Source organism: uncultured Cardiobacterium sp. (assembly GCF_938028825.1).
Taxonomy (GTDB): domain Bacteria; phylum Pseudomonadota; class Gammaproteobacteria; order Cardiobacteriales; family Cardiobacteriaceae; genus Cardiobacterium.
In genome coordinates, this window is the sequence record NZ_CALIZP010000093.1 from 1 (window position 1) to 26,670 (window position 26,670).

General features: G+C 62.1%; 30 protein-coding genes. 17 read left to right on the forward strand and 13 right to left on the reverse strand.

The window, feature by feature from the left end; genetic code table 11:
* From Q0562_RS13370 to Q0562_RS13405, 8 genes are all read right to left on the reverse strand, one after another.
* Positions 1-862 (reverse strand): hypothetical protein (locus tag Q0562_RS13370; RefSeq protein WP_298645141.1); only part of this gene is annotated, 862 nt, incomplete at its 3' end.
* A complete protein-coding gene (locus Q0562_RS13375; RefSeq protein WP_298645142.1) occupies positions 859-1,311 on the reverse strand; it encodes an ExbD/TolR family protein in 453 nt (150 codons plus the stop codon). The genes Q0562_RS13370 and Q0562_RS13375, both read right to left, overlap by 4 nt.
* The gene (gene tolQ, locus Q0562_RS13380; protein ID WP_298645144.1) at positions 1,308-2,027 is read right to left on the reverse strand and encodes a protein TolQ; all 720 of its coding nucleotides are present in this window, start codon (positions 2,025-2,027) and stop codon (positions 1,308-1,310) included. The genes Q0562_RS13375 and tolQ overlap by 4 nt, the downstream gene beginning before the upstream one ends.
* Positions 2,028-2,098: 71 nt before the next feature.
* Positions 2,099-3,109, reverse strand: coding sequence for a Holliday junction branch migration DNA helicase RuvB (ruvB, locus tag Q0562_RS13385; RefSeq protein ID WP_298645145.1), 1,011 nt, complete (start codon positions 3,107-3,109; stop codon positions 2,099-2,101).
* A gap of 5 nt (positions 3,110-3,114) precedes the next feature.
* Positions 3,115-3,714 carry a Holliday junction branch migration protein RuvA gene (gene ruvA / locus Q0562_RS13390; RefSeq protein WP_298645148.1) on the reverse strand — a complete coding sequence of 200 codons (600 nt, stop codon included), beginning with the start codon at positions 3,712-3,714 and terminating at the stop codon, positions 3,115-3,117.
* Between the two features lies 1 nt (position 3,715).
* Positions 3,716-4,240: a crossover junction endodeoxyribonuclease RuvC gene (gene ruvC, locus Q0562_RS13395; protein WP_298645150.1), complete on the reverse strand. Its 525-nt coding sequence runs from the start codon at positions 4,238-4,240 to the stop codon at positions 3,716-3,718.
* On the reverse strand, positions 4,241-4,975 hold the full coding sequence (locus Q0562_RS13400; RefSeq protein WP_298645152.1) for a YebC/PmpR family DNA-binding transcriptional regulator: 735 nt from the start codon (positions 4,973-4,975) through the stop codon (positions 4,241-4,243).
* A 41-nt stretch (positions 4,976-5,016) separates the two neighbouring features.
* Positions 5,017-5,955: a DMT family transporter gene (locus Q0562_RS13405; RefSeq protein ID WP_298645153.1), complete on the reverse strand. Its 939-nt coding sequence runs from the start codon at positions 5,953-5,955 to the stop codon at positions 5,017-5,019.
* 234 nt (positions 5,956-6,189) lie between these two features.
* On the opposite strand from Q0562_RS13405, the gene Q0562_RS13410 reads away from it, so the two are divergent.
* From Q0562_RS13410 to Q0562_RS13460, 11 genes are all read left to right on the forward strand, one after another.
* A complete protein-coding gene (locus Q0562_RS13410) occupies positions 6,190-6,462 on the forward strand; it encodes a hypothetical protein (protein WP_298645155.1) in 273 nt (90 codons plus the stop codon).
* 245 nt (positions 6,463-6,707) lie between these two features.
* Positions 6,708-7,163: a division/cell wall cluster transcriptional repressor MraZ gene (gene mraZ / locus Q0562_RS13415; protein WP_298645156.1), complete on the forward strand. Its 456-nt coding sequence runs from the start codon at positions 6,708-6,710 to the stop codon at positions 7,161-7,163.
* Positions 7,160-8,080, forward strand: a complete 921-nt coding sequence (rsmH, locus tag Q0562_RS13420; RefSeq protein ID WP_298645157.1) for a 16S rRNA (cytosine(1402)-N(4))-methyltransferase RsmH — start codon at positions 7,160-7,162, stop codon at positions 8,078-8,080. Before mraZ ends, rsmH begins: the two co-directional genes overlap by 4 nt.
* A 5-nt stretch (positions 8,081-8,085) precedes the next feature.
* Entirely contained in the window at positions 8,086-8,343 is a 258-nt protein-coding gene (ftsL, locus tag Q0562_RS13425) for a cell division protein FtsL (RefSeq protein ID WP_298645159.1), read from the forward strand.
* A 4-nt stretch (positions 8,344-8,347) separates the two neighbouring features.
* Positions 8,348-10,231 (forward strand): penicillin-binding protein 2, encoded by a 1,884-nt coding sequence (locus Q0562_RS13430; protein ID WP_298645160.1) that lies wholly within the window; start codon positions 8,348-8,350, stop codon positions 10,229-10,231.
* A complete protein-coding gene (locus Q0562_RS13435; RefSeq protein WP_298645162.1) occupies positions 10,203-11,660 on the forward strand; it encodes a UDP-N-acetylmuramoyl-L-alanyl-D-glutamate--2,6-diaminopimelate ligase in 1,458 nt (485 codons plus the stop codon). The genes Q0562_RS13430 and Q0562_RS13435 overlap by 29 nt, the downstream gene beginning before the upstream one ends.
* Positions 11,642-13,078 carry a UDP-N-acetylmuramoyl-tripeptide--D-alanyl-D-alanine ligase gene (murF, locus tag Q0562_RS13440; protein ID WP_298645163.1) on the forward strand — a complete coding sequence of 479 codons (1,437 nt, stop codon included), beginning with the start codon at positions 11,642-11,644 and terminating at the stop codon, positions 13,076-13,078. Before Q0562_RS13435 ends, murF begins: the two co-directional genes overlap by 19 nt.
* Before the next feature lie 6 nt (positions 13,079-13,084).
* Positions 13,085-14,167 carry a phospho-N-acetylmuramoyl-pentapeptide-transferase gene (mraY, locus tag Q0562_RS13445; protein ID WP_298645165.1) on the forward strand — a complete coding sequence of 361 codons (1,083 nt, stop codon included), beginning with the start codon at positions 13,085-13,087 and terminating at the stop codon, positions 14,165-14,167.
* A gap of 13 nt (positions 14,168-14,180) precedes the next feature.
* Positions 14,181-15,491, forward strand: a complete 1,311-nt coding sequence (gene murD / locus Q0562_RS13450) for a UDP-N-acetylmuramoyl-L-alanine--D-glutamate ligase (protein ID WP_298645166.1) — start codon at positions 14,181-14,183, stop codon at positions 15,489-15,491.
* Complete coding sequence (ftsW, locus tag Q0562_RS13455) at positions 15,482-16,732, forward strand: putative lipid II flippase FtsW (protein WP_298645168.1); 1,251 nt, start codon at positions 15,482-15,484, stop codon at positions 16,730-16,732. Before murD ends, ftsW begins: the two co-directional genes overlap by 10 nt.
* Before the next feature lie 31 nt (positions 16,733-16,763).
* Positions 16,764-17,759, forward strand: a complete 996-nt coding sequence (locus Q0562_RS13460) for a hypothetical protein (RefSeq protein ID WP_298645170.1) — start codon at positions 16,764-16,766, stop codon at positions 17,757-17,759.
* 65 nt (positions 17,760-17,824) lie between these two features.
* On the opposite strand, the gene tadA is transcribed toward Q0562_RS13460, so the two are convergent.
* From tadA to ettA, 4 genes are all read right to left on the reverse strand, one after another.
* The gene (gene tadA, locus Q0562_RS13465; protein WP_298645172.1) at positions 17,825-18,283 is read right to left on the reverse strand and encodes a tRNA adenosine(34) deaminase TadA; all 459 of its coding nucleotides are present in this window, start codon (positions 18,281-18,283) and stop codon (positions 17,825-17,827) included.
* 1 nt (position 18,284) lies between these two features.
* Complete coding sequence (locus tag Q0562_RS13470; RefSeq protein WP_298645174.1) at positions 18,285-18,851, reverse strand: hypothetical protein; 567 nt, start codon at positions 18,849-18,851, stop codon at positions 18,285-18,287.
* A 2-nt stretch (positions 18,852-18,853) separates the two neighbouring features.
* Positions 18,854-19,234, reverse strand: coding sequence for a hypothetical protein (locus Q0562_RS13475; RefSeq protein ID WP_298645176.1), 381 nt, complete (start codon positions 19,232-19,234; stop codon positions 18,854-18,856).
* Positions 19,235-19,372: 138 nt separating this feature from the next.
* Entirely contained in the window at positions 19,373-21,037 is a 1,665-nt protein-coding gene (gene ettA, locus Q0562_RS13480) for an energy-dependent translational throttle protein EttA (RefSeq protein WP_298645177.1), read from the reverse strand.
* A gap of 71 nt (positions 21,038-21,108) precedes the next feature.
* On the opposite strand from ettA, the gene ubiA reads away from it, so the two are divergent.
* The 6 genes from ubiA to Q0562_RS13510 all read left to right on the forward strand — a co-directional run bounded on the left by ubiA (position 21,109) and on the right by Q0562_RS13510 (position 25,955).
* Entirely contained in the window at positions 21,109-21,966 is an 858-nt protein-coding gene (gene ubiA, locus Q0562_RS13485; protein WP_298645178.1) for a 4-hydroxybenzoate octaprenyltransferase, read from the forward strand.
* A gap of 12 nt (positions 21,967-21,978) precedes the next feature.
* Positions 21,979-22,779, forward strand: coding sequence for a Cof-type HAD-IIB family hydrolase (locus tag Q0562_RS13490; protein WP_298645180.1), 801 nt, complete (start codon positions 21,979-21,981; stop codon positions 22,777-22,779).
* 129 nt (positions 22,780-22,908) lie between these two features.
* Positions 22,909-23,766: a 4-hydroxybenzoate octaprenyltransferase gene (locus Q0562_RS13495; RefSeq protein WP_298645183.1), complete on the forward strand. Its 858-nt coding sequence runs from the start codon at positions 22,909-22,911 to the stop codon at positions 23,764-23,766.
* Between the two features lie 106 nt (positions 23,767-23,872).
* On the forward strand, positions 23,873-24,340 hold the full coding sequence (secB, locus tag Q0562_RS13500) for a protein-export chaperone SecB (RefSeq protein ID WP_298645185.1): 468 nt from the start codon (positions 23,873-23,875) through the stop codon (positions 24,338-24,340).
* The gene (locus Q0562_RS13505) at positions 24,340-25,335 is read left to right on the forward strand and encodes an NAD(P)H-dependent glycerol-3-phosphate dehydrogenase (protein WP_298645187.1); all 996 of its coding nucleotides are present in this window, start codon (positions 24,340-24,342) and stop codon (positions 25,333-25,335) included. The genes secB and Q0562_RS13505 overlap by 1 nt, the downstream gene beginning before the upstream one ends.
* Entirely contained in the window at positions 25,335-25,955 is a 621-nt protein-coding gene (locus Q0562_RS13510; protein ID WP_298645188.1) for a pseudouridine synthase, read from the forward strand. Before Q0562_RS13505 ends, Q0562_RS13510 begins: the two co-directional genes overlap by 1 nt.
* A gap of 323 nt (positions 25,956-26,278) precedes the next feature.
* On the opposite strand, the gene Q0562_RS13515 is transcribed toward Q0562_RS13510, so the two are convergent.
* Positions 26,279-26,545: a hypothetical protein gene (locus tag Q0562_RS13515; RefSeq protein WP_366144805.1), complete on the reverse strand. Its 267-nt coding sequence runs from the start codon at positions 26,543-26,545 to the stop codon at positions 26,279-26,281.
* Positions 26,546-26,670 lie beyond the last annotated feature (125 nt).

Sequence of the window (26,670 nt, forward strand, 5' to 3'; positions counted from 1 at the left end):
CCGCTGCTTTGTCGGCGGCGGCTTTTTCTTTCGCCGCTTTGGCCGCCGCTGCTTTCTCGGCAGCGGCTTTTTCTTTCGCCGCCTTGGCTGCGGCTGCTTTGTCGGCGGCGGCTTTTTCTTTCGCTGCTTGGGCGGCCGTTGCCTTGTCGGCGGCGGCTTTTTCTTTCGCCGCCTTGGCCGCCGCTGCTTTGTCGGCGGCGGCTTTGGCCTGTTTTTCGGCCTGTTCGGCAGCGCGTTTTTCGGCAGCGGCTTTTTCGGCGGCCGCGCGCGCTTCTTTGTCGGCTCTGGTTTTGGCGGCGGCGGCTTCGCGCGCTTCTCGGTCTGCCTGTTCTTTGGCGGCTTTGACTTCCTGCGCGGAGCGTTCTTTGGCGGTTTGTCTGGCAGCGGCATCTTGGGCGGCTTTTTCGCGTGCCGCCCGGGCGGCTTTTTCGGCAGCTTCTCTGGCGGCTTGTTCCCGTTCTTGTCGCGCGGCTTCTGCTTGCCGCGCGGCTTCGGCACGGCGGGCGGCTTCTTCGGCCCGGCGCTGTTGTTCTTCGGCGGCGCGGCGCGCGGCTTCTTCTTCCCGCCGTCGCGCTTCTTCGGCTTGTCTTTCGGCTTCGAGGCGGGCGCGTTCTTCGGCTTGTTGTCTGGCGGTGATGTTGTCGAGGGTGTTTTGCAGGGTGCGCGCGTCCACGATTTGCGTGGCGATGGGTTCGGCATCAGGGTTTTGCGCCGTCGGAGTTTTGCCGCCGTCGATTTCGATGGGGTGTTCGCGTCCGAGCAGGAAGATGAGGGCGAGGGCGATGATGCCGATGCTTATGCCCGCGATGCCGCCCAGGTTTTCTTGCAGGATGATGCGCTGCGGCTGGCGGCTTTCTCTCACGGTTTTCCCCCGCTTTCCGGCGGTTGTTCGGTGACGAGGCCGACTTTTCTGGCACCGCCTTGTTGCAGGAGGACGATGCCGTCGATGACGCGGTTGTAGTTGGCGTTGGTGTCGCCCTGGACGAGGACGGGCAGGTCGGGGTGTTCGGCGAGGGCCTGTTGGGTGAGGGCGATGATGTCGTCGGGCAAGAGCGGCTGTTTGTCGTTGCCCCGGTTGAGGTAGTAGCTGCCGGCGGCGTCCACGCTGAGGATGAGCGGCAGGGTGTCGTTGCCGGCGTCTTCCGGCATTTCGAGGACTTCCGAGCTGGTGTCGGGCAGGTCGATTTCGATGCTTTGCTGGTGGATAAGCGGGGCGGCAATCATGAAGATGACGAGCAGCACGAGCATGACGTCGATGTAGGGGACGACGTTCATTTCGGCTTTGAGTTTGTGGCGGCGGTTGCGGCTCATGCGGGTTTTCTCTGTTGTCTGCGCTGGTAGTCGCGGGCGCGCAGGATTTGGCGTTGCAGGAGGTTGCAGAATTCTTCGATGAAGGCGTCGTATTCGACGACGAGGGTCTCGGAGCGGGCGACGAAGTAGTTGTAGGAGAGGACGGAGGGGATGGCGGCGAGCAGGCCGATGGCGGTGGCAATCAGCGCTTCGGCGATGCCCGGCGCGACGCTGGAAATGCTGGCGGTTTTTTCGCCGCCGATGGCGATGAAGGAGTTCATGATGCCGTACACGGTGCCGAGCAGGCCGATGTAGGGCGCGGATGAGCCGATGGTGGCCAGCACGTTCAGGCCGCGTTCCTGGTGCGCGGTTTCGCGGTTGTGTGCGGCAGTCATGGCGCGGCGGCAGTTGTGGACGATGACGTCGGGGTCTTCGAGGTCGTTGCCGTTGAACTGGGTGAATTCGCGGAAGCCGTCAATGAAGATGCGTTCGATGCTTTCAGTGTGGCGTTTTTCGTAGTTGGCGTAGAGGACTTCGAGGTCGCTGCCCGACCAGAAGGTTTGGTCGAAGTTGCGGTTTTTGCGGCGCAGGCGCAGGAACTGGATGTATTTTTTGCCGGTGAGGTAGAGGGTGCTTAAGAACATCAGGAAGAGAATGGTCATGATGACTTTGACCGGCAGGCTGGCGTTGCCGATGAGGTGGGTGACGGACAGGCCGGTTTGTGCGGTGGGCTCCAAGTTGGTCTCCTTTTTGTCTGGATGAGCGGGGGATTGCGGTAGTGTAACGTATGGGTTGTGCGGGGTGTGCGTTACGGTTTGGGCATTTCCCTGTTGAGGTGGATGTAGGCGCGGGCGGTGGCGACGCGGCCGCGCGGGGTGCGTTGCAGGTAGCCCTGCTGGATGAGGTAGGGTTCGACGATGTCTTCGAGGGTGCCGCGTTCTTCGCCGATGCTGGCGGCAAGGGTGTCGAGACCGACCGGCCCGCCCGCGAAGTGGTCGATGATGATGGTGAGCAGGCGGCGGTCGAGGTTGTCGAAGCCGAGGCCGTCAATGGCGAGCAGCGACAGGGCTTCGTCGGCAATGGTGCGGGTGATGACGCCGCTGCCGCGCACATCGGCGTAGTCGCGCACACGGCGCAGGAGGCGGTTGGCGATGCGCGGGGTGCCGCGCGCGCGTTTGCCGATTTCCACCGCGCCTTCATCTTCCATTTTCACGCCAAGCAGGTGGCCGGCGCGCAGCACGACTTCGGTCAGTTCGCTTTCGCTGTAAAACTGCAGGTGCTGGGTGATGCCGAAGCGGTCGCGCAGCGGTGCACTGAGCAGGCCGCTGCGGGTGGTCGCGCCGACAAGGGTGAAGGGTTTGATGGGCAGGATGATGGAGCGTGCCGCCGGGCCTTCGCCGATCATGATGTCGATGCGGTAGTCTTCCATCGCGGAGTAGAGGACTTCTTCAACGGCGGGGGAGAGGCGGTGGATTTCGTCGATAAAGAGGACGTCGTGGCTTTCGAGGTTGGTCAGCACCGCCGCAAGGTCACCGCCTTTGTCGAGGATGGGGCCGGAGGTCTGGCGCAGGTTCACCCCCAGTTCGGCGGCGATGATGTTCGCCATCGTCGTTTTGCCAAGGCCGGGCGGGCCGAAGAGGAGGACGTGATCCAGCGCCTCGCCGCGCGCGAGTGCCGCTTCGATGAAGATAGCCATTTGCGCTTTCAGCGCGCTTTGCCCGATATATTCGGCAAGACGTTTGGGGCGGACGGCGCGCTCAACGGCCTGTTCGTCGTTGCCCTGACTGGCGCCGTGGATGAGGCGGTCGGATTCGATCATGGTTTTTATGGTTTGCCGGTGAATTTGAGTTGCAGGGCGCGGCGGATGAGGGTGTCGGTGTCGGTGTCGTCATCGCTGCCGACGCGTTCGATGAGTTGCGCCGCCTCACCAGGTTTGTAGCCAAGGGCGACCAGGGCTTCTTCGGCATCCAGCCGGGCAGAGGCGGGGCGGATGATGCCCTGCCCGCTCGCGACGCCGACCGGCAGGCGGGTGACGCGGTCGTTCAGTTCGATGAGCAGGCGTTCGGCGGTTTTTTTGCCAACGCCGGGCAATTTCACCAGCGCCGCGCTATCCTGGTTGCGCACGATTTGCGTCAGCATATCAACGTCGAAACCGGAGAGGATGAGCAGGGCGATTTTCGGGCCGACGCCGCTGACGCGGATCATTTCGCGGAACCAGCCGCGCTGTTGCAGGGTGAGGAAACCGTAAAGGTAGTGGCCGTCGTCGCGCACGGCATGATGCACGAACAGCGCCGCTTCCTGCCCTTCGTGGACGCGTTCCAGGACCGCAAGCGGCACGGAGACTTCATAGCCGACACCGCCGGTTTCGATGATGATTTGTCCGGCTTGTTTGAGCAGCACCGTGCCGCGCAGGTAAGCAATCATTCTAAGTCTCCCAGGCAGCGAGCAGACCCGCCTGCTGTTGCCGCTTTTGTGTTTGCAGATGGTGCGCATGGGTGAGGGCGACGGCGAGGGCGTCGGCGGCGTCGCTTTGAATCACGCCGCTGCGGTTCAGCAGCATTTTCACCATATGCTGCACCTGCGCCTTTTCCGCACCGCCCTTGCCGACCACCGCCTGCTTGATGCTTTTCGCCGCATACTCGGCGACGGGCAACTGCGCCAGCACCGCCGCGCAAATGGCGACGCCGCGCGCCTGCCCCAGTTTCAGCGCCGAGTTCGGATTCTTGTGCACAAAAATCGCCTCAATCGCAAACTCCTGCGGGCGGTACATGCGGATCAGCTCGCTGATACCCTGATGAATCATCATCAGGCGCAGCGGCATCGCTTCATCCGCGAGGCGGATACAGCCGCTATCGACATAGCGCACCTCCTGCCCCGTGACATCAATAATGCCGTAACCGGTGACGCGCGAGCCGGGGTCAGTGCCGAGAATGCGGCGGGTAACAGCCATCTAGCCGGCAAAATCTTCAGGAAAATCGGCGTTGGTATAGACGCTTTGCACATCGTCCAACTCTTCCAGCCGCTCGATCATGCGCATCACCTTGTCGGCGTCCTCGGCGGAGACGGGCGAAAGATTATCGGCGCGCATCGTCACCTCGCTCTCATCCGGCGTATAACCGGCGGCGACCAGCGCGTCATACACGGCGGCATAACTTTCCGGCGACGTCAGCACCTCGGCGCCGTTCTCGTCCACTTCCATATCGTCCGCGCCTGCTTCCAGCGCCACCTCCATGAAGGCGTCTTCATTCTCGACCTTCTCGAAAAAGAGCACACCGCGCTCGGTGAACTGAAAGGCGACCGAGCCGGAGGTGCCGAGATTCCCGCCCGCCTTGGTGAAGGCATGACGCACCTCGCCGACCGTGCGGTTCTTGTTGTCGGTCAAGCAATCGACCATCACCGCGACGCCGCCCGGCCCGTAGCCTTCATAACGGATTTCCTCCATCTGCGCGCCGCCGAGCTCGCCCGCGCCGCGCTTGATGGCGCGATCCATCGTATCCTTCGACATGTTCTCCGCCTGCGCCTTGGCAACGGCGAGACGCAGACGCGGATTACTGTTTGGATCCGAACCGCCGTGGCGCGCGGCAATCGTCAACTCGCGGATCAAACGGGTGAACACCTTGCCGCGCTTCGCATCTTCCTTTGCCTTCTTGTGCTTGATATTCGCCCACTTACTATGACCGGCCATAAAAATCCTCCAATAAAAAACAGAACAGAAAGGCGCGCATTCTAGCTTTCCGGCAAACGCGCGCGCAAACGCGCCGCGCCCCATTCCGAAGCGGCAATTCCCGCCGCCACCAACAGCAGCGCCACCCACACATAACCGCCCAACCGTTCCTCCGGAAACACCGCCACCCCGACCAGCGCGCCGAATACCGGCAACAAATTCATGGTGAGTGCCGCCCGCCCCGCGCCGATGGCAATCACGCTCTCCATATAAAACAGTTTCGACAAAATCGCGATAAACACCGCCACATAAACGAGCAGCAGCCACGCCTGCCACGGCGGTTGGCGGAAACCCTGCGCAACCCCTTCCCACAAGAAAAACGGCGCGGACACCACCACCGCCGCAACACACATCGCCCAGAGCAGGCTCGCCCAATGCACCACCGGTGCACGGCGCAGCGCCAGCGAATAACCCGCATAAATCGCGGACGTGACCAGCGCCAGCACATCGCCCGCCGCAAGTCCCGTATTCAGCAGCGCGCGCGGATGCCCCTTGCTCACCACCCAGACCACGCCGACAAACGACAGCGCCACCCCCAGCCATTGCAGCGGATGCGCCCGCCCGCGCAGGAAAAACACTTCGACCAGCAGCACCATCACCGGAATCAGCGCCGTAATAATCGACACATTGACCACCGACGCGCCGCGCACATACGCGCTGTACAACACAATATTGAACAGCGCAAAACCGCTGCCACCGACGACCAGCAGCCACCACTTGCGCCGCCTGAGTACCGGCAAATCCCCGCGAATGCGCGCGCGGAACAGCCACGACAACAACGCCGCTGCCAGCACCCAGCGCCAGAAGGTGAATTCATACGGCGTCAGCCACGCCTTGCCGAGCTTGCCGGCCACATTACTCGTCGCCCAAAACAGCGGTGCCAAAAACAGCATCACATACGGATGCGGCAGACCGTTCGCCTGCCAGAAACGCATAGACATAAAAAACCTTCAAAAACGTCGCTCTCGACCTTTCACAACATTCTCCTGCGTACACGGCAAAAATGAAGAACCCCGCAAGCATGGGAACCCGCCCATCTCACGACGAGAAAAATCTTTTCAAAAACAGTGAATAATCCCTCCCCCCGCATGCGGGGAAGGGGATTTATCTTTGATAATTAAAAGCTTCCGCCTACCCAAACAGGCAGATCCCTGTGCCCAATGGGGAGTTTTGTCGTGTACGAAGAACATTTTCTAAAACAAGATATTACCCTCAATCCGGGGCTTCCGCCACAAATCCCGGAGCCACAGGGCATGCCGCAAGCAGAGTTTATCATCGCCACCTGCCTGCGGACAGGCGGCTTTATCGGCAAGCCGTTACCGGCACATTGTGCGGTTATGGCTTCGACACCGCGCCGGGCGGTCAAAATCATCTCCATCCGGAAGGCCGGCGAGAAGCGCCCGGCTACAAAAATATGGCAATCTGATGCGCAAGCGGCGGCGGATTGAGATAGTCGGCAACAAATTCATTGATGGCGCGCTTCAAGATAACGGCTGCGGGAATTGTGTCTTTCCTTCCCACATTCTTGCACCATTACGGCAGAAATTGCCGCAAAGCGGCAGGACGCTGAAAAATTTTTTACTGCTTTTTAAGGGGTTTGTTGTAATGACCTCCTGAATTTATTGCCGAAATTCATGAACACTTTATAATGTGGGAAAAAGTGCAACACATAGGCGCAGGATCGCTCACTCACATGTTTCGCGGCATTTACCACATCTCACTCGACAGCAAGGGACGGTTATCCGTTCCGGCGCGGGTGCGGGCGCAGTTTGAAGCGGAAAGTGCGGGCGGGCTGATTTTGACCGCCGAGCTGGAAGGGCAGTTGTTGCTGTATTCGCTACCGGAGTGGGAGAAGGTGGAGGAAAAGCTGGTCGCGCTGCCGAGTTTTGATCCGCAAATCCGCCGCTTGAAGCGGCTGTATATGGGCAATGCTGCCGAATGCGAGCTGGATGCGACCGGCCGCATCCTGATTCCGCCGCCGCTGCGCCAGCGCGCCGGCCTCGACAAGAAGGTGGTGTTGAGCGGTATGGGCAACAAGTTCGAGCTGTGGGCGCAGGAAGCGTGGGATGCGGTGAATGCCGAAGATGCCGACGGGCTGCGCGCGGACGGCATTACCCTCAGCGGCGCATTGGAGTCGCTGTCGCTATGAATGGTCTGCATACGACGGTGTTGTTGCAGGAAACGGTGGCGGCGCTCGCCATCCGCCCCGCCGGGCGTTATCTGGACGGCACGTTCGGGCGTGGCGGGCACAGCCGCGCCATCCTCGGCCGGCTTGACGCTGATGGCCGTTTGTTCGCGCTCGACCGCGACCCGCAGGCTGCTGCCGCCACTGCCACCTGGTCTGACCCCCGTTTTTCTTTTGCCCGCTGTCCGTTTTCGCAGATGGCGACGGCTTTTGCCGCTGTCGGCGCGGGCAGTCTTGACGGCGTGTTGCTCGACCTCGGCGTGTCTTCGCCGCAACTCGATCAGGCGGAACGCGGTTTTTCCTTTAACAAGGAAGGCCCGCTCGATATGCGCATGGACAATGCAAGCGGCCTGACCGCCGCCGACTGGCTGGCGGCGGTGGACGAGGCGGCACTGGCCCGCGTCATCCGCGACTGGGGCGGCGAGCCGCACACGGTGGCGCGCCGCATTGCGCGCGCCATCATCAGCGCCCGCCCGCGCCTGCATTCGACGCTGGATCTCGCCGCCGTCATCGCCGACGCCGTGCCGCGCAAGCTGCACCGCGCCGGTTTTCATCCGGCGACGCAGTCGTTTCAGGCGATCCGCATCGCGGTCAATGATGAAGTCGGCGAGATTGAACGCGGCCTGCAAGCCGCGACCACCCTGCTGCGTAGCGGCGGGGTGCTGGCCGTGATTACGTTTCATGGTCTGGAAGATGCGCTGGTCAAGCGCTTTATCCGCGCCTGCGAAGGCGCGCCGTTGCCGGCAGAGATTCCGTCGGCGCACGACCGGGTGAACCCTTTGCTGCGACTGGTGCCGCCCGTGATCAAGCCGTCCGCCGGGGAAGTGGCGGGCAATCCGAGAAGTCGCAGTGCAAGACTGAGAAAGGCAGTAAAGATATGAAAATCATGATGTTAATTCTGGCAGCGCTGCTTGGCGGTGTGTGTTTCAGCGGGGTGCAGGCGGCGAAATCGGCGCATGAACAGAGCGACCTCGTCAACGAAGTGCAGTCGCTGAAAAAGACGCGCGACCAGATTAACGCCGAATGGACGCAACTTCTGCTGGAACAGAAGATGCTGGCGGACGACAGCGTCATTGACCATGCGGTGCGCAACGGACTGAACATGCACATTCCGCAAGCGGCGCAAGTCGTCTATCTGGACTGAGACGGTGGCGCGCTCCACATCCCGTTACGGCGCGACCACCCGCCGCAACATCGTCATCGCCGCGCTGGTGTGCATGACGCTGCTGCTAATCGGGCAGCTTGTCCGCCTGCAAGTGACGACGGCGCGGGAACTCACCGCGCGCGGCTACGACCGCAGCCTGCGCATTCAGACGGAAGACGCGCTGCGCGGCTTCATTTTCGACCGCGAGGGCGAGCCGCTCGCCATTTCCACCCCGGTCAGCACCCTGATTGCCGACCCGACCCGCCTGTGGGCGACGCTCAACGGCGATTTCGAGCGGCTGCGCGAGGCGTGTCTGTCCGACAGGAATTACAGCGAGGACTGCGCCTGGGTGAACAGCGGCGACGAAGAGGAAACCCGCCTGCGCTATCACTACGAAATCCTGCGCCCTTTGGCGGGGCTGCTCGACGAAGACCTCGCCCGCTTCTACGACGAGCTGGCGAAACGCGGCGACAGCCAGTTCATGTACTTGGGGCGGCAAATCCCGCCGGGCATCGCCAAAGAAGCGCTGGATCTGAAAATCCCCGCCCTGCGCAGCGAAAACGGCTACAAACGCTTCTATCCCTCCGGCGAAATCATGGGGCAGATCATCGGCTACACGGACGTGGAAGACAAAGGTCAGGAAGGGCTGGAAAAACTCTACGAAAACACCCTGGCCGGCCGCCCCGGCAAGGTAAAAATCCTGCAAGACCGCGCCGGACGCGCGCTGCGCGTGGTCGAAGAAGTCGCGCCCGCTGCCAAGGGCGCGCAACTGCAACTTTCCATCGACAAGCGTATCCAGTTCATCACCCATCAAGTCTTGCAGGACACCATGAACCAGTACCGCGCCGAATCCGTCACGGCGGTCGTCATCGACATCAAGAGCGGCGAAATCCTCGCCATGGTGTCGCTGCCGGCGGGCAACCCGAACGTTTCCGCCGAACGCCGTGCCGAACTGCTGAAAAACCGCGCCGTGACCGACACCTTCGAGCCCGGTTCGACCATCAAACCGCTGGCGGTGGCCGCCGCCATCGAACTGGGTGCCATCTCGCCCTCGACCCGTTTCAAAAAAGGCATCGCCTACCAGATGGGCAAAAACACCGTGCGCGACACCCACAACTACGGCACCCAGGACACCGTCGGCATCATCCGCAAATCCTCGAACGTCGGCATGGCGCTGATCAGCGAGCGCACCCCGCGCAAAAAATACCGCGCCTTCATGCGCAAACTCGGCTTCGGTGAACCGAGCGGCATCAACTTCCCCGGCGAACAGCGTGGCCACTTCCCGCGCGTGGAAAAACTGAACAGCTTTGAATACGCTACCACCTTCTACGGCTACGGCGTCAGCACCAGCGCCCTGCAACTGGCACACGCCTACGCCACCATCGCCAACGACGGCGTCGCCATGCCGCTGTCGCTCCTGAAAGTGCAGACCCCGCCCGAAGGCAAGCGGGTGATGAGCGCGCAGACCGCTTCCGCCGTGCGGAAAATGCTTGAAGCCGTGGTCGGCGACGGCGGCACCGGGCGGCGCGCCAACACCGCCACCTACACCGTGGCGGGCAAAACCGGCACCTCGCACAAAGTGCGCGCAGGCGGCGGCTACGCCGAAAAAAACTATCGCGGCATCTTTGCCGGCTACGCCCCGGCACACGAACCGCGCATTGCCATGGTCGTCGTCGTTGACGACCCCAAAGGCGACTACTACGGCGGCCTGGTTGCCGCGCCGCCCTTCGCCCGCATCGCCGAAGCCTCGCTGAAAATGCTTAACGTCCTGCCGGACAAAATCAGTAAAACCGGCGAAATCGCGCTGACCGGCGACAACGGCGAACCCTTTGAAGACAACGACACAGCCGGAGCCCCCGATGTCCCCGCCAAAGAAATCACTCAGTAACCTCCTCGCCCCCTATCTCAAGATCGACCCCGCCGACGACCGCCCGATTGGCGACATCGCCACCGACAGCCGCGCGCTTGATGCCGACACCCTGTGGCTGGCCGCGCGCGGCGTCAGCCATCACGCGCTGGACTACTACCACGGCGAGCCTGCCGCCGCCATCGTATACGAACTGCCCTACCCTGCCCCGCCTGCGGGTGCCCTGCCCTGCCCCGCCCTCGGCGTGTATCTCGGCGGTATCGCCGCCAATTACTACGACCACCCTTCCCGCGCCATGACCGTCATCGGCGTAACCGGCACCGACGGCAAAAGCTCGCTGGTTCACTTCCTCGCCCAGGCGACTGGCGGCGCGATGCTCGGCACCATCGGTTACGGCCCGCTGGATGCCCTCGAACCCGCCAGCCACACCACCCCCGACCCGCTGCGCATCCAGCAGCACCTCGCCGCCTGGCGCGAACATGGCATCAAAACCGTCGCAATGGAGGTATCCTCGCACGCCCTCGCCCAGCATCGCGTCGGCGGGGTGGACTTCGCCCTCGGCGTCTTCACCAACCTCAGCCGCGACCACCTCGACTACCACCGCGACCTCGAAGACTACTTCCGGGCGAAAGCCCGCCTCTTCACGCAACCCCTGCCGCAGGCGGTCATCAACATTGATGACGCGCATGGCCGCCGCCTGCTCGATGACAACCTCGTCCTCCCTACGACGCGCGTAATTGCTGTCAGCAGCGCGGGCAACCACCACCCGCGCGCCGCCGCGACCGTCAGCGCCACTGATATTGTGCTCGACGCCGACGGCATCCATTTCACCCTGCACGTTGATGGCGCAAGCGCCGCCATTTCCTCGCCCCTGCTCGCCCGCTTCAACGTCGATAATCTTCTGAACACCGCCGCCAGCCTGCTCGCCTGCGGCACACCCTTTGCCAAAATCCCCGCCATCCTCGCCGCCCTGCGCGGCGTCCCCGGCCGTGCCGAACGCATCCCGCTGGCAAACGGTGCTTGCGCCATCATCGATTACGCCCACACCCCGGCGGCGCTGGCCAACATCCTGCAAGGCATCCGCCCGCACGTTCCCGGCAAACTGTGGTGCATCTTCGGCTGCGGCGGCGACCGCGACCACGGTAAACGCCCGCTGATGGCACAGGCGGCGGAGCGCTACGCCGACGCCACCGTCATCACCGACGACAACCCGCGCACCGAAAACCCCGCCGACATCATCGCCGACGCCCTGCGCGGCACGGGCAGGCGGGAAAACATCTGGGTCAAGCGCCCGCGTGAAGCCGCCATCCGCTGGGTGCTGCCGCAGTTGCAGGCGGGCGACGCCGTCGTCATCGCCGGCAAAGGCCATGAGGACTACCAGATTATCGGCACGAGCAAACACCACTATTCAGACCAGGAAACCGTCCGCACATGGCTTACCCATCCCTGAACACCCCGCTTGACGCCGCGCGCATCGCCGCCCTCTGCGGCGGTGTGCATTACGGCACCGGCTTCCGCGCCCTCACCGTCGCCACCGACAGCCGCAACCTGCCGCCCGGTGCCCTCTTCGTCGCCCTCAAAGGCGCGAACTACGACGGCGCGGACTATCTTGCAGCCGCCAAAGCGCGCGGTGCCGTCGCCGCCATCGTCAGCGCGCGGCGCGACGTTGACCTGCCGCAAATCGTCGTCAAGGACAGCCTCGCGGCACTCACCGCCCTGGCACGTGACCGCCGCGAACGTAGCCGTGCCACCTTCATTGCCGTCACCGGTACCAACGGCAAAACCACCACCAAAGAAATCCTGCAACGCCTCCTGCAACAACAAGGACAAGCCCTGGCCACCCAGGGCAATCTCAACAACGACATCGGCGTGCCGCTCACCCTGCTGCGCCTGACCGACGAAGACCGCTACGCCGTCATCGAAATCGGCGCGAATCATCCCGGCGAAATCGCCCCGCTCACCACCCTCGTCCGCCCCGACATCGCCGTCATCACCAACACCTCGGCGGCGCACCTCGCCGGATTCGGCTCGCTGGAAGGCGTCATCAGCGCAAAAAGCGAAATTTATGCAGCAAGCAGCGGCGCGCTGGTGATTAACCTCAACGCCCCGGCGGGCAGACGCTGGCGTGACGAATACCAGCACCGCCCGCAAAAAAATTTCGCGCTAGACCCGCTGAAAGGTGCCGACCTCTACGCCAGCGACATCAGCGACGATGGTCACCGCTTCACCCTGCACATTGATGACGCCACCTATCCCGTCGCCTGGCAGCTCGTTGGCCGCCACAACATCGCCAATGCCTTGGCCGCTGCCGCCGCCGCCACCCTCGCCGGCATCAGTGGCGCACAAATACAGGCCGCATTGCACGGCCTCGTCCTGCACCAATCGCGCCTCACCGCCTACCGCGTCGGCCCGCATACCATCTATGACGACACCTACAACGCCAACCCCGCCTCCTTCAAAGCGGGTATTGACGTGATAGCCAGCGCGCCGCACAGTCTCGTCATCGCCGGTGCCATGGGCGAACTGGGCGAACGCGCCGCCGCCCTGCACCGCGAAGTCGCCGCTTACGCCGCCGAAAAAGCCATCGGCGCCTTCTGGGCGGTCGGCGACGGACTCGCCCGCGAATACCCCGCCACCTACCTCGCCGCAAAACAAAGTGATGGCGACCGGGTCGATGACGACACCCTGAACAACGACCAGACCACCCGCCACTACCCCGACACCGCTGCCGCAGGCGCTGCCCTCAAGCAACTGCTCGCCGATCCGGCGACACCGCCGACCACTATCCTCGTCAAAGGCTCGCGCGCGGCGAAAATGGAAGGCGTCCTCGACGCCGCCGCCATCGACAGAACCCACACCCAGGACTAAACGACCATGCTCTACGCCCTCGCCGAATGGCTCAGCGGCTACATCACCCCGCTCAACGCCTTTACCTACCTCACCTCGCGCATCATCCTCGGCGCCCTCACCGCCCTGTTTCTCTCGCTTGGCTGCGGCGGTCCGATGATACGGCTCCTGAAACGCCTGCAAATGGGGCAGTACGTCCGTGACGACGGCCCGCAAACCCACCTGAAAAAAGCTGGCACACCGACCATGGGCGGCGCGCTCATCATCCTCAGCGTCTGCATCGCCATGCTGCTCTGGGCGGATCTGCGCATCAAATACACCTGGATTGCCCTCTTCGTCATGCTCGGCTTCGGCGCCGTCGGCTGGATTGACGACTACCGCAAACTCATCCTCAAAGACCCGCAAGGCCTGCGCGCCAAACACAAATACGCGCTGCTCTCGCTCGTCTCCTTCCTCACCGCCGTCTGGCTCTACCTGAGCGCCACCAGTCCGGCGGAAACCACCCTCATCGTCCCCTTCCTCAAAGGCCTCAGCTGGAACATGGGCTGGATTTTCATCCCCTTCGTTTACTTCGTCCTCACCGGCGCGAGCAACGCCGTCAACCTCACCGACGGCCTCGACGGCCTCGCCATCATGCCCGTCGTCCTCGTCGCCGGCGGCCTCGCCGTCTTCGCCTACATCTCCGGCAACCCCTACTTCGCCAACTACCTGCACCAGCCCGCCATCCCCGGTGCGGGCGAAATGGCTGTCTTCGCCGCTGCCATCGCCGGTGCGGGACTCGGCTTTCTCTGGTACAACGCCCATCCGGCTCTCGTCTTCATGGGCGACGTCGGTGCGCTTGCTCTCGGCGCGGCACTCGCCACCATTGCTGTTGCCATCCGCCAGGAACTCGTCTTCGCCCTAATGGGCGGCATCTTCGTTGCCGAAGCGCTCTCGGTGATGATTCAGGTCATCTCCTACAAAACACGCGGCAAACGCGTCTTCCGCATGGCGCCCCTGCATCACCACTTCGAACTCTCGGGCTGGCCCGAATCGCGCGTGACCATCCGCTTCTGGATCATCACCGTCGTCCTCGTCCTCATCGGCCTGTCCGCCCTCAAACTACGCTAACCCCGGAACCCTCATGAATACCCTGACCAGCAAACTGCGCGCCCTCGCGCTCGCCGAGCCCATCTACGTCGTCGGCATGGGCGCATCCGGCCACGTTACCCTCGACCTCCTGCGCGAAGCAGGCTACAACGCCATCGGATTAGACGAACGCCTGGACGAACGCCGCATCGAAAAACGCCACTTCGACGACCCGGACGCCTTTGCCGGCGCCGCCACCCTCGTCGTCAGCCCCGGCGTGGATCGCCGCCGCGCCGCCTTTACCCACAGCTACGCGCGACAAATCAACGACATCGAACTCTTTGCCCTCCTAAACGACAAACCCGTGCTGGCCGTGACCGGCAGCAACGGCAAAAGCACCGTCGTCACCCTGCTTGCCGCCGCCCTCAACCACGCAGGACAACGCGCCAAACTCTGCGGCAACATTGGCCGCCCCGTGCTGGATGCCCTCTTTGACGGCGAACCTGCCGACTGCTACGTCCTCGAACTCTCCAGCTACCAGCTCGAACTCTGCCCCTCGCTCTATCCGCGCGTTGCCGCCATCCTCAACATCACCCCCGACCACCTCGACCGCTACGACGATTTCGCCGCCTACGCCGCCGCCAAAACCAACCTCGTGCGCCAGGCGAGCATCACCATCGTCAATGGCGACGACGAAAACTGCATCGCCGCCGCCGAACAAGGACAAAACATCATCTACTACGGCAACGCACCGACCCTGCCAAACCGCATCGAAGACGGCAAAATCATCCTGCACGGGCACCCTGTCCTCGACACCGCCTGCCTCAACCTGCACGGCGCGCACAACCACAGCAACATCCTCTGCACCCTGCTCATGCTCGAAGCCTACGGCGTCGCCCCCAGCCAGGCCCTGCCCGCCATCGAAACCTTTGCCGGCCTGCCGCACCGTATGCAAACCGTCTCCACAGAAGGCGGCGTCCACTGGGTGGACGACTCCAAAGCGACCAACATCGGCGCCGCTGCCGCATCACTGGCGGGCATTCACGGCCCCGTCATCCTCATCGCGGGCGGCGTTGGCAAAAACCAGGACTTCGCCCAACTCGCCGCCATCATCAAAACCAGCAGCGTCCGCCACGTCCTGCTCATCGGCGTGGACAACCGCGCCATGCAGGCCGCCTTCACCGCTGCCAACATCGCTTACGAAGACTGCGGCAGCATGGACAAAGCCGTCGAGCGCGCCCGCAGCCTCGCGCAGACAGGCGACACCGTCCTCCTCGCCCCGGCCACCGCCAGCTTCGACCAGTACAGCGGCTACGACGCGCGCGGCAACGCCTTCGCCTACGAGGTCACGAGCACATGCCGATAAAAGCCCGCCGCATCGAACCCACCCTCACCCCGCGCGACCCCGGCCGCCAACAAAACGCCGCGCGCCACATCAACGCCTTCCACCACAGCCAGCAACAGCACGTCTCGCGCTGGCAGGGACTCGAATTCCCCGACATCTGGCTGCTCTTCGCCTGGCTGGCGCTGATGGCCATCGGCATGATCATGGTTACTTCCGCCTCCATGAGCGAAGCCGTCGGCCACAACAGCGACATGTACCACTACACCACGCGCCAGGCCGTGTTCTACCTCTGCGGCCTCTTCGCCGCCTACATCTGCTACAGCATGCCGACCCACTACTACTACCAGCACAGCGGCCGCCTGCTCGTCATCTCCCTCATCCTCCTCGGCATCATCTACATCCCCGGCGTCGGCGTCTCCGTCAACGGCGCGCGCCGCTGGATCAACCTGCAACTCTTCAAACTGCAAGTCGGCGAAATCGTCAAACTCGCCATCACCATCTACGCCGCCGCCTTTCTGCAACGCAACAACCAGTTCCTTGACAGAAGCTGGCGCCCCATGCTTGAACTCCTCGCCATCACCGCCATCTTCGCCACCATCCTCATCAAACAGCCCGACTTCGGCACGACCATGGTCATGGTCGCCGTCATCCTCGGCATGATGTTCATGGCGGGCGTGAACGCCAAACGCTTCACCCTCTTCTTCCTCGGCGTCACCGGCCTCATGACCGCCGTCCTCGTCGCCGCCCCCTACCGCGTCAAACGCCTGCTCACCTTCCTCAACCCCTGGGAACACCAATACGACGAAGGCTACCAACTGGTGAACTCGCTCATCGCCATCGGCAGCGGCGGCCTCTTCGGCAGCGGCCTCGGCCAGAGCGTGCAAAAACACGACTACCTGCCCGAAGCCCACACCGACTTCATCTTCGCCATCATCGCCGAAGAATTCGGCCTCATCGGCGCGCTTGCCGTCATCGCCCTCTTCGTGCTGCTCGTCTGGCGGGCATTCGCCATCGGCTACCTCGCCGACCGCGTCCGCCGCCGCTTCGCCAGCCTCCTTGCCTACGGCATCGGCCTCACCATCGCCATCCAGGCCCTGGTCAACATCGGCGTCACCACCGGCCTTTTGCCTACCAAAGGCCTGACCCTGCCGCTGGTCAGCTACGGCGGCAGCTCGGTGGTCATCATCTGCATCTCCCTCGGCATTCTCGCCCGCATCGACGCGGAAAGCCGCTACCAGGCGAGACGCGAAGGGATTATCTGAAAAAGTCTAATCAAATATAGGAGGGAATTATATGCGTGAAAAACAGGAAATAATTAATGAAATTTTGGGTGATTGGAAAATAAATTACGAGGTAATTGGCAACCTTGGTCTCGGAGACCTGGCATTTCCCCCTATAGAATTTAAAGATATTGCACAATACCTAAATAATTGCTTTAATCATGCCATATTAGAATTACTTGAAATTGATTTAATAGAAGCCTTACAAGAGGAGTTATCTCAATTAATGAAATTCATTCTGGATGAAAGATATAATTATAGGTTTAGCGAAAAATTAGGTTGTAATGTTGTTGCTGCAATTAAAGTAGATGCAAAAACGCAATATTTAGAAATGTTGAATAGCATAAAAGATATTTTTCTAAAAATTGAAAGGATTAACTTTTATGTAGATGTATATAGTAAAGCGGATGAAGTTATTGAACTTACATTAAGAAAATATAATCAGCAATTTGATAAACTAGTTGCTGATTTGATTGGCACAACTAATGAAGTACATCTTTATAGTGAATATAAAAAACAAGCGGATGAAGTCAATTTAAGAATTAAAATTAGCACTATATTTTTAGTATTTCTACTTGCTGCTATTCCAATCTTGCATGTAGTAGTTTCTGTAGTAATAATCTTATTTAGAATCAGCAACGAGCAGATAAGCACCTATCTTGCAAAATTATTATTTGTAATCCCATTAGTTTGGATGATTTTATTTACTATAAAGAATATAAGGGAAGATAGAAAAATAGAACAAACCTATAAACACAAAGAGATAGTTGCAAGGACATATCTAAACTTTCTCGACATGCTTAACAAGAATCCACGTCTAGATGACGGTACAGCACGAAAAATTCTTTCTCGAATTACTATTGAATCTATGGGATTAAACCCTGCACTTTTGCTGGATAAGTCAACGGCTGAGAAAATCCCAATGGAAGAACTACTCACACGAATGATGGATAGAGCTTCGGGAAATTCAGATGGCGTATCTCAGCAGAAACAGTCCGCAGGTGGTTAGCTAACAGCGGCCGCCTGCTTAGCGGCTACCACAAATTCAGAGTATCCACCCTGCTTGGCGGGTCATCATCCTGCCGTACGGCGTTTTTGGAAAAACCGTTGCAGTTGCGCGCGGCATTCGTCTTCGAGAACGCCGCCTTTGACTTCGCGGATGTGGTGGTTGTGCTGCGGATGGCGAGCGAGGTCAAGGGCGCTGCCGCAGGCACCCGCGCGCAGGTCGTAAGCGCCAAAGACGAGGCGGTCGATGCGCGCGTGTACCAGCGCGCCGGTGCACATGGTGCAGGGTTCGAGGGTGACGTAGAGGGTCGCGCCGCCCAATCGGTGGTTGGCAAGGGTTCGCCCCGCCGCGCGCAGGGCGAGGATTTCGGCGTGGGCGGCGGGATCATGGTCGGTGATGGTGCGGTTGTGCGCGGCGGCGATAATCTCGCCACCCGCAACAATCAGCGCGCCGATGGGGACTTCGCCGAGGGCTTCGGCCTGCGCGGCCTGGGCGATGGCGAGGCGGATGTAGTCTGCGTCGTTCATGTCAGGCGCGGCCGTTTTGGATATAGTCGGTAATGGAGGGGGTGAAGCCGCCCAGCCAGTCTTCGAGGCAGAAGAGCATGTTGTCCCAGAAGCTGCCGGGGCGGGTGTCGGCGAGCGGGGCGATGCGGCGGCGGGCGAAACGGGCGGCGCGGTCGCAGGCGGCACCGAAGTGTTTGCCGTCGCTCCGGTGGCCGCTGGCCTGGATGGCGTAAAGCGCAGACTGATACCAGGCGAAGCAGCAGGTGAAGTCGCCCAGGTTGTGGTTGACGGGGGCGATGCTGCCATCGTCGTCCAGGGCGCAGACGCGGTTGGCACCATCGAACAGCAGGCAGCCGTTTTCGCCGTAGGTGGCGAAGCAGCGCCAGTGCTCGCCGGCGCGGCTGAGGGTGATGAGCTGGTCAGGGTGGCGGATGCAGCGCAGGTTGATGTAGCTGTAAGGGATGTCGTGCAGCAGGCCGTAGGGGTTCGTGAGGATTCCGGGGATGGTCATGCGCCGGGGCGGGGTTTCGTGCAGGGTGAAGCCCTGCGTGGCGAGGATGGCGCGGGTTTCGGGGCTGAGGAGGGGCATGGTCAGCGCAGGTACACGGCGTCTTTGTCCAGTTTGCGCCGTGCGCCGCAGTGGCTGTATTCGGTTTGGTCGTGGTGGCTCAGGCGGAAGTAGTGGCCGCCGTCGTCGCTGCGCCAGCGGTATTCGCCGTCGCCGAAATCGTAGGCGCTTTGGCGTTGCAGGACGCGTTTTTGTCCGTCGATTTTCGGGGTGGCGCTGTATTCGCCGCCCATGTTGGCGTAGTCCACTTGCAGTTCCCGGCCTTTATCGTTGCCGTCGGTGCAGTAGTACATCCAGAATTCGTTGTCGCCGTCGGCGAGTTGCGGGGTGCCTGTAAGGAAGGTGGCGGTGCTGCCGCAGGCGGCAAGGAACAGGGCGGCGGTGAGGGGCAGGGCTTTATGCATGGCTGGAATGGGTTGGTTTGAAATGGAGGGGATATTTTATGGGCTTTATTCATGCCAAGCAGCGTAAATATTGGGTTCGTCAAGTGGGATAAATGCTGCCCCACCATAAAAAAGCGCCCCGTTGCCGGGGCTTTCGTTTTATTGAATCCGCTTGTATTTGATGCGGTGCGGCTGGTCGGCTTCGTCGCCGAGGCGTTTTTTGCGGTCGGCTTCGTATTCGCTGTACGTGCCGGGGAAGAAGGTAACTTGCGAGTCGCCCTCGAAGGCGAGGATGTGCGTGGCGACGCGGTCGAGGAACCAGCGGTCGTGCGAGATGATGAGCGCCGAGCCGGGGAAGGCAAGGATGGCTTCTTCCAGCGCGCGCAGGGTTTCCACGTCGAGATCGTTGGTCGGTTCGTCAAGCAGCAGCACGTTGCCGCCGCTTTTCAGCAGTTTGGCGAGGTGCAGGCGGTTGCGTTCGCCACCGGAGAGGTCGCCGACGCGTTTTTGCTGGTCCGCGCCCTTGAAGTTGAAGCGGCCGAGGTAGGCGCGGCTGGGGATGGTGTAGCTGCCGACGATGATGTTGTCGAGGCCGTCCGAGACTTCTTCCCACACGGTTTTGTCAGCGTTCAAGGCGTCGCGTGACTGGTCCACAAAGGCGATTTGCACGGTTTCGCCAATTTCCACCGTGCCCGCGTCCGGCGTGTCTTTGCCGGCGAGGATGTTGAACAGGGTGGATTTGCCCGCGCCGTTCGGGCCGATAATGCCGAGGATGGCGCCGGTCGGCAGGTTGAAGCTGAGGTCTTCGTAGAGGGCTTTGTGCGCGTAGCCTTTGGCAATGTGATTGGCGATGATGACTTTGTCGCCGAGGCGCTCACCCGGCGGGATGTAGATTTCCTGGGTTTCGGCGCGTTTCTGGAATTCTTTGCCGGAGAGTTCGTCGAAGCGGGCGAGACGCGCCTTGTTTTTGCTGTGGCGGCCTTTGGGGTTGTTGCGCACCCATTCGAGTTCCTGCTTGAGAGCGCGGCGGTGTGCGGATTCTTGTTTTTCTTCGATGGCGAGGCGTTTTTCTTTCTGCTCAAGCCAGGCGGAGTAGTTGCCCTGATACGGGATGCCTTCGCCCCGGTCGAGTTCGAGAATCCAGCCGGCGACGTTGTCAAGGAAGTAGCGGTCGTGGGTGACCGCGACGACGGTACCGGGGAAGTCGTGCAGGTAGCGTTCCAGCCAGGCGATGGATTCGGCATCGAGGTGGTTGGTCGGCTCGTCCAGCAGCAGCATGTCGGGGTTGGACAGCAGCAGGCGGCAGAGGGCGACGCGGCGTTTTTCCCCGCCGGAGAGGGTGTTCACCACTTGTTCCCACGGCGGCAGGCGCAGGGCGTCGGCGGCGATTTCCATGCGGCGTTCGTTATCGTGCCCGCCGCCGGCGGCGAGTTTGTTTTCCAGCTCGGCCTGTTTGGCGGCCAGCGCTTCAAAGTCGGCTTCGGGGTCGGCGTAAGCGGCATAAACGGCATCAAGTTCGGCCTGCACGTCTTTCATGTCGCTCATCGCTTCTTCCACAACCTCGCGCACGGTTTTGTCCGGATCCAGCTGCGGTTCCTGCGGCAGATAGCCGATGCTGATGCCGGGCTGCGGCCGTGCCTCGCCCTGAATATCAGTATCGACCCCGGCCATGATTTTCAGCAGGGTGGATTTGCCCGCGCCATTCAAGCCGAGGATGCCGATTTTTGCGCCGGGGAAGAAAGAGAGGGAGATATCTTTGAGGATGAATTTGCCGCCGGGGACGACTTTGCTCATCCGGTTCATGGTATAGACGTATTGGCTCATGTTTTACGCTTTGTCTGATAAAAGTGAGGCGCTATTCTATGTGATTCCTTATTTTTGTTAAGACGTTGCCCATGTTCCTGCATAAATGTTCCGCCTTCGCCCGCCTGATGCGGCTCGACCGCCCCGTCGGCACCCTGCTCCTTGCCTGGGCGGGGCTGTGGGGACTGTGGCTGGCAGGTGGCGGCCGGCCGCCCGCGCGCGTGGTGGTGGTCATCCTGCTTGGAACGTGGCTGATGCGCAGCGCCGGCTGCGTCTTCAACGACCTTGCCGACCGCAATTTCGACGGCCATGTCGCGCGCACCCGCCACCGCCCGCTAGCCAGCGGTGAAGCTACGGTAGGCGAGGCGCTCGCGCTCGGCGTCATCCTGCTCTTCCTCAATTTCCTGCTGGTGCTGCTGCTCAACTGGCAATCGGTGCTGCTCGCCGTCGCTTGCGGTGCGGTGGCGCTGTTCTACCCGCTCTGCAAGCGCTTCTTCCTTGCCCCGCAACTGGTGCTCGGCATCGCTTTCGCCAGCCCCATCCTCATGGCACAAACTGCCATCCTCGGCACCATCACCGCAGCAGGCGCGTGGCTCTTCGCCGCCAGCGTCATCTGGGCGCTGATTTACGATACCTACTACGCGCTGGTGGACCGCGAGGACGACGAAAAAATCGGCCTGCATTCCAGCGCCATCACCGTACGCGGCTACGAGCGGCGCTTCCTCGCGCTGATGATGCTGCTGATGCTCACCTGCCTGCTGCTCGCCGGGCGCACCGCCGCGCTAAATGCCTGGTACTACGCGGGCGTCGCCGCTGCCGCCCTGCTCTTTGCCTGGGAGCAGTGGGACGCGCGCCATCTTGACCGCGAACACTGTTTCCGTGCCTTCGCGCACAACAACTGGGTCGGTGCCGCCATCCTGCTCGGCATCGTCCTCGCCCATCTGCCCTAACCCGTGAACCCTATGACCAGCCATATCCGCGCCGTCTTCTTCGACATCGACCGCACCCTCTACGAACACAGCCGCGACTACGTCCCGGCCTCCAGCCTTGCCGCCATTGCTGCCCTGAAAGCGCGCGGCATCATCCCCGCCATCGCGACCGGACGCGGCTACTGCGCCCTGCCGCCCGCCATTGACCGACTCGTCGAAGACGGCGACATCGAACTCGTCGTCGCCAGTAACGGCCAGTACAACCGCTACGGCGAACGCGTCCTCAGCGCGCACCCGCTCGCGAAAGACGACATCGAGAGCCTCACCCGCGCCTTCCGCCGCCACGACTGGGAATACACCTATGTCTCCGCCACGCACATGGCCGCCGGGCGCAGACGCGGCAGCAGCCACAAAATCCTGAAAAACTACCCCTGCTACACCGTTGACCCTGACTACTACCGCACACACGACGTCGAACAGCTCATCGTCCTCGCCCCCGTCGCACAAGAAGACGCGCTGCAAGCCATCCTCGCCGCACACGGTGGCCGCTACAAAACCGTGCGCAGCCACGCGGGCGCGGTGGATTTATTACACGCAGACGGCAGCAAGGCGCGCGGCATTCACGAAGCCTGCGCCGCGCTCGGCATCGACCCCAAAGACACCCTCGCCTTCGGCGACGGCCTGAACGACGTGGAAATGTTCGCCGCCGTCGGCGCGGGTATCGCGATGGGCGACGCCTGCCCCGAACTCAAAGCGGTGGCCCGCCACATCACCGGCACCCTGGAAGAAGACGGCGTGGCGGTGGCGCTGCACCAGCTCGGCGTGCTGGACTGACGCGCACAGCCGCCCGCTTGACCGTTATCATGACCGCCGGGCGGACTTTGCCGCACCATATGACCCGACGGCGCCGCGCAGCCCGCCCGGCAGCACGAACCCCAAACAACCCGAAAACAGGACATCATCATGCCAAACCGCAAAATCACCGCTTACATCCGCCTGATGCGCCTTGACGGCCCCATCGTGCCGCTGCTGCTTGCCTGGACCTGCCTGTGGGGTCTGTGGCTGGCGGGCAGCGGGCGGCCGCCCGCGCGCACCGTCTGCATCTTCCTGCTCGGTGCCTGGCTGACCCACTCCGCCGGTTGCGTCTTCAACGACCTCGCCGACCGCAACTTCGACGGCCATGTCGAACGCACCCGCCACCGCCCGCTGGTGCGGGGCGAAATCAGCATCACAGAGGCCCTGGTCCTCGGCATCATCCTGATGCTGCTCAACTTCCTGCTGGTGCTGCTGCTCAACCGCCCCACCATCCTGCTCGCCATCGCCTGCGGCATCATCATGCTGCTCTACCCGCTCAGCAAACGCTGCTTCCCCGCGCCGCAACTCATCCTCGGCATCGCTCTTGCCAGTCCCATCCTCCTCGCGCAAACCGCGCTTCTCGGCACCATCACCCTGCCGGGCGTGCTGCTCTACGGCGCAGGCATCTGCTGGACGCTCATCTACGACACCTTCTATGCCCTCGTTGACCGCAACGACGACCTGAAAATCGGCCTGCAATCCAGCGCCATCACCATGCGCGGCCGCGAACACCGCTTCCTCGCCGCGATGATGGCGCTGATGCTCGCCCTGCTGCTCTCCGCCGGATATGCCGCCGCGCTCAGTGCCTGGTACTACGCCGCCATCCTCGGTGCCGCGCTGCTTTTTGCCTGGGAACTGTGGGACACCCGCCACTGCGGGCGCGAACCCTGCTTCCGCGCCTTCCTGCACAACAACTGGGTCGGCGCCGCCGTCTTCCTCGGACTGGTACTTGCCTACCTCCCCTGAGCCGATTTTGCCGCGCGCGGGCAAAGCCGTACAATGCGCGGTCGACGCTGCAGCGCACCCCGCGCCGCATTCCATCCGCTTCACCCGGCCGAAAAGGAGCCCCCCCATGAGCGAAGAACAACAAACCCAAATCGTCCTCGACATCCGCAAAATCTACATCAACGACCTCTCGATCGAAGTCCCGCACGCCCCGGAAATCTTCCAGCAGGAACTCAACCCGGAAATCAGCCTCGGCGTCGCCCACGAAATCCAGAAACTGCCGGAAGACAACCACTACAACATCAAACTGCGCCTGACCGTTACCGCCAAAGACGGCGAACGCGTCATCTATCTGGTGGAAGTCGCGCAAAACGGCGTCTTTGAAATCAGCGGCCTGCCGGACGCGCAACTGCACCACGCGCTGAACGTCTATTGCCCGACCACCCTCTACCCCTACGCGCGCGAAGCCATCAGCAACGCCATCAACCGCGCCGGTTTCCCCAACCTCTACCTGCAACCCATCAACTTCGACATCATGTACCAGCAGCGCCTGCAACAGGCCGCCGAACAGCAGGGCGACCAGCCGGTCCAATAATGGCGCGCATCACCGTCCTCGGCGCGGGCAGCTGGGGCACCGCACTGGCGCTGCAACTCGCCCGCAACCGGCACGACATCACCCTCTGGGCCCACCGCCGCGAACACGCGGCGGCGCTCATGGCGGCACGCGAAAACCGCCGCTACCTGCCCGGCATCCCGCTGCCGGACAACCTCGCCATCAGCGGCGATCTCGCCGCCGCCGTGCAAGATGCCGCGCTCGTCCTCGCCGTCGTCCCCAGCCGTGCCTTCGCCGGCTTGCTCGTTGACCTCAAACCGCATCTGCGCGACACGCCGCTGATGTGGGCCATCAAAGGCTTCGAAGCGGGCAGCGGGCGGTTGCTCAGCGACGTTTTCCACGAAACCATCGGCAGCAGCCACCCGCACGCCATCCTCGCCGGACCCAGCTTCGCCAAAGAAGTCGCAGCCGGACAGCCGACCGCCGTTACCATCGCCGCCGCCGACAACACCCTTGCCGCACACATCGCCCACTACTACCACGGCAGCAACTTCCTCTGCTACACCAGCAACGACCTCATCGGCGTCCAGATAGGCGGTGCCGTGAAAAACGTCATCGCCATCGCAACCGGCATCGCCGACGGCCTCGGCTGCGGCGCCAATGCCCGTGCCGCCCTCATCACGCGCGGCCTGCGCGAAATCACCCGCCTCGCCACCGCCCTCGGCGCACAACAAGAAACCCTGATGGGGCTTGCCGGCATGGGCGACCTCGTCCTCACCTGCACCGACGACCAGTCGCGCAACCGCCGCTTCGGCCTCGCCCTCGGACACGGCCGGAGTGCGGCAGCAGCCAAAGCCGCCATCGGCCAGACCGTCGAAGGCGAAGGCGCGACGCACGACACCTACACCCTCGCACAGGCGCACGGCATCCGCATGCCCATCACCACCCACCTGCACCATATGCTCGCCGGCGAAACCGGCCTGCAAGACACCATCGCCAGCCTGCTCGCGCGCGACATCAAACAAGAACGGCACTGATGCCCGACCTCGACATCCACTACGAAGACCCCGACATCCTCGTCATCAACAAACCGCCGGGGCTCCTGTCCGTGCCCGGCCGGGGCGCAGACAAATACGACAGCGTGCAAAGCCGCTGCCAAAACATCGCCCCCGAAGCGATGGCGGCGCACCGCCTCGACATGGCGACCGGCGGCCTGCTGCTCATCGCCAAACACAAAGCCGCCGAACGCCACTACAAACAAGAATTTGCCGCGCGCCGCGTTGAAAAACGCTACATCGCCCTCGCCCACGGCATCCTCACGCCAACAAGCGGCGACATCCGCTACCCGCTCATCACCGACTGGGAACGCCGCCCGCGCCAGAAAATCGACTACGAATACGGCAAAAACGCGCACACCGGTTACCGGGTCCTCGCGGTAGAAAACGGCAACAGCCGCGTCGCCCTCACCCCGCACACCGGCCGCAGCCACCAACTGCGCGTCCACCTCGCCGCCATCGGCCACCCCATCCTCGGCGACGAATTTTATGCCGACGAACATCTTCCCGCTGCGCCGCGCCTGATGCTGCACGCGGAAGCCCTCACCGCCACCAACCTGCGCGGCATCAGGCAGCGCTTCCACCTCGCCGCGCCGTTCTGATACCAAAAAACAAAGCAGGATTTGGGGGTGGACGAAGCCCGCCAGCAATGCCGCAACGGCGGGTTTCAGCCCGCCGAAACCATTACGAACCCCGTTTTATCGTCGTTTCAAACAGGGCTGAGACAAGGCGGCGAGCCGAAGACCGTACAGACCATACGGCGCGGGTTTCCCATAAAAATCGCGCAGCGATTTTTATGGGTGCCCGGCGAGGCGCGCCAACACCGCATCATTTCTGTTTGCAGCGGCTATATTTTTGGGGATGGGTATCGCACTGACAAAAAAGCGCTTCCGGGGAAGCGCCTTTCTTTTTGCGACAGGTGTATTCAGAACGAGTATTTGAAGTTCAGGCGCACGTCGCGACCCGCTTCGGCCAGGGTACTGCTGCCCGCGCGCTGGCTGTGGCTGCGGTAGTTTTTGTCGAGGGCGTTGTTGACCGAGAGATTGACGTTGAGGTTTTTCTGCGGTTCCCAGTTGACGTAGAAGTCGTTCAGGCCGTAGCCGGGGCGTTCGACGCGTTCGTCGCTGCCGGAGGAGCCGCGCGAGGGGTCGGTGTAGCCGCCGTTTTGCACGAAGCGGCCGCGCCAGCCCACTTCGGTCTTGATGTTGTCGAAGGTGTAGGAGGCGCGCGCGGTCCAGGTGCGGCCGACGGGGATGGCGGTGTATAGCTAATACACCTAACATTTCATACATCTAAGCAAATAAAGTAGCGTGAAGA

Excerpts from the sequence above, each read along its gene's own strand:
- tadA (WP_298645172.1), bottom strand. The coding sequence starts at position 18,283 with ATGAACGACGCAGACTACATCCGCCTCGCCATCGCCCAGGCCGCGCAG.
- Q0562_RS13460 (WP_298645170.1), top strand. The coding sequence starts at position 16,764 with ATGCGTGAAAAACAGGAAATAATTAATGAAATTTTGGGTGATTGGAAA.
- ettA (WP_298645177.1), bottom strand. The coding sequence starts at position 21,037 with ATGAGCCAATACGTCTATACCATGAACCGGATGAGCAAAGTCGTCCCC.
- ruvB (WP_298645145.1), bottom strand. The coding sequence starts at position 3,109 with ATGATCGAATCCGACCGCCTCATCCACGGCGCCAGTCAGGGCAACGAC.
- rsmH (WP_298645157.1), top strand. The coding sequence starts at position 7,160 with ATGAATGGTCTGCATACGACGGTGTTGTTGCAGGAAACGGTGGCGGCG.
- Q0562_RS13505 (WP_298645187.1), top strand. The coding sequence starts at position 24,340 with ATGGCGCGCATCACCGTCCTCGGCGCGGGCAGCTGGGGCACCGCACTG.
- ftsL (WP_298645159.1), top strand. The coding sequence starts at position 8,086 with ATGATGTTAATTCTGGCAGCGCTGCTTGGCGGTGTGTGTTTCAGCGGG.
- mraZ (WP_298645156.1), top strand. The coding sequence starts at position 6,708 with ATGTTTCGCGGCATTTACCACATCTCACTCGACAGCAAGGGACGGTTA.
- mraY (WP_298645165.1), top strand. The coding sequence starts at position 13,085 with ATGCTCTACGCCCTCGCCGAATGGCTCAGCGGCTACATCACCCCGCTC.
- Q0562_RS13435 (WP_298645162.1), top strand. The coding sequence starts at position 10,203 with ATGTCCCCGCCAAAGAAATCACTCAGTAACCTCCTCGCCCCCTATCTC.
- ubiA (WP_298645178.1), top strand. The coding sequence starts at position 21,109 with ATGTTCCTGCATAAATGTTCCGCCTTCGCCCGCCTGATGCGGCTCGAC.
- Q0562_RS13495 (WP_298645183.1), top strand. The coding sequence starts at position 22,909 with ATGCCAAACCGCAAAATCACCGCTTACATCCGCCTGATGCGCCTTGAC.
- Q0562_RS13405 (WP_298645153.1), bottom strand. The coding sequence starts at position 5,955 with ATGTCTATGCGTTTCTGGCAGGCGAACGGTCTGCCGCATCCGTATGTG.
- ftsW (WP_298645168.1), top strand. The coding sequence starts at position 15,482 with ATGCCGATAAAAGCCCGCCGCATCGAACCCACCCTCACCCCGCGCGAC.
- Q0562_RS13510 (WP_298645188.1), top strand. The coding sequence starts at position 25,335 with ATGCCCGACCTCGACATCCACTACGAAGACCCCGACATCCTCGTCATC.
- Q0562_RS13470 (WP_298645174.1), bottom strand. The coding sequence starts at position 18,851 with ATGCCCCTCCTCAGCCCCGAAACCCGCGCCATCCTCGCCACGCAGGGC.
- secB (WP_298645185.1), top strand. The coding sequence starts at position 23,873 with ATGAGCGAAGAACAACAAACCCAAATCGTCCTCGACATCCGCAAAATC.
- Q0562_RS13475 (WP_298645176.1), bottom strand. The coding sequence starts at position 19,234 with ATGCATAAAGCCCTGCCCCTCACCGCCGCCCTGTTCCTTGCCGCCTGC.
- Q0562_RS13375 (WP_298645142.1), bottom strand. The coding sequence starts at position 1,311 with ATGAGCCGCAACCGCCGCCACAAACTCAAAGCCGAAATGAACGTCGTC.
- ruvC (WP_298645150.1), bottom strand. The coding sequence starts at position 4,240 with ATGGCTGTTACCCGCCGCATTCTCGGCACTGACCCCGGCTCGCGCGTC.
- murF (WP_298645163.1), top strand. The coding sequence starts at position 11,642 with ATGGCTTACCCATCCCTGAACACCCCGCTTGACGCCGCGCGCATCGCC.
- Q0562_RS13490 (WP_298645180.1), top strand. The coding sequence starts at position 21,979 with ATGACCAGCCATATCCGCGCCGTCTTCTTCGACATCGACCGCACCCTC.
- Q0562_RS13400 (WP_298645152.1), bottom strand. The coding sequence starts at position 4,975 with ATGGCCGGTCATAGTAAGTGGGCGAATATCAAGCACAAGAAGGCAAAG.
- ruvA (WP_298645148.1), bottom strand. The coding sequence starts at position 3,714 with ATGATTGCTTACCTGCGCGGCACGGTGCTGCTCAAACAAGCCGGACAA.
- murD (WP_298645166.1), top strand. The coding sequence starts at position 14,181 with ATGAATACCCTGACCAGCAAACTGCGCGCCCTCGCGCTCGCCGAGCCC.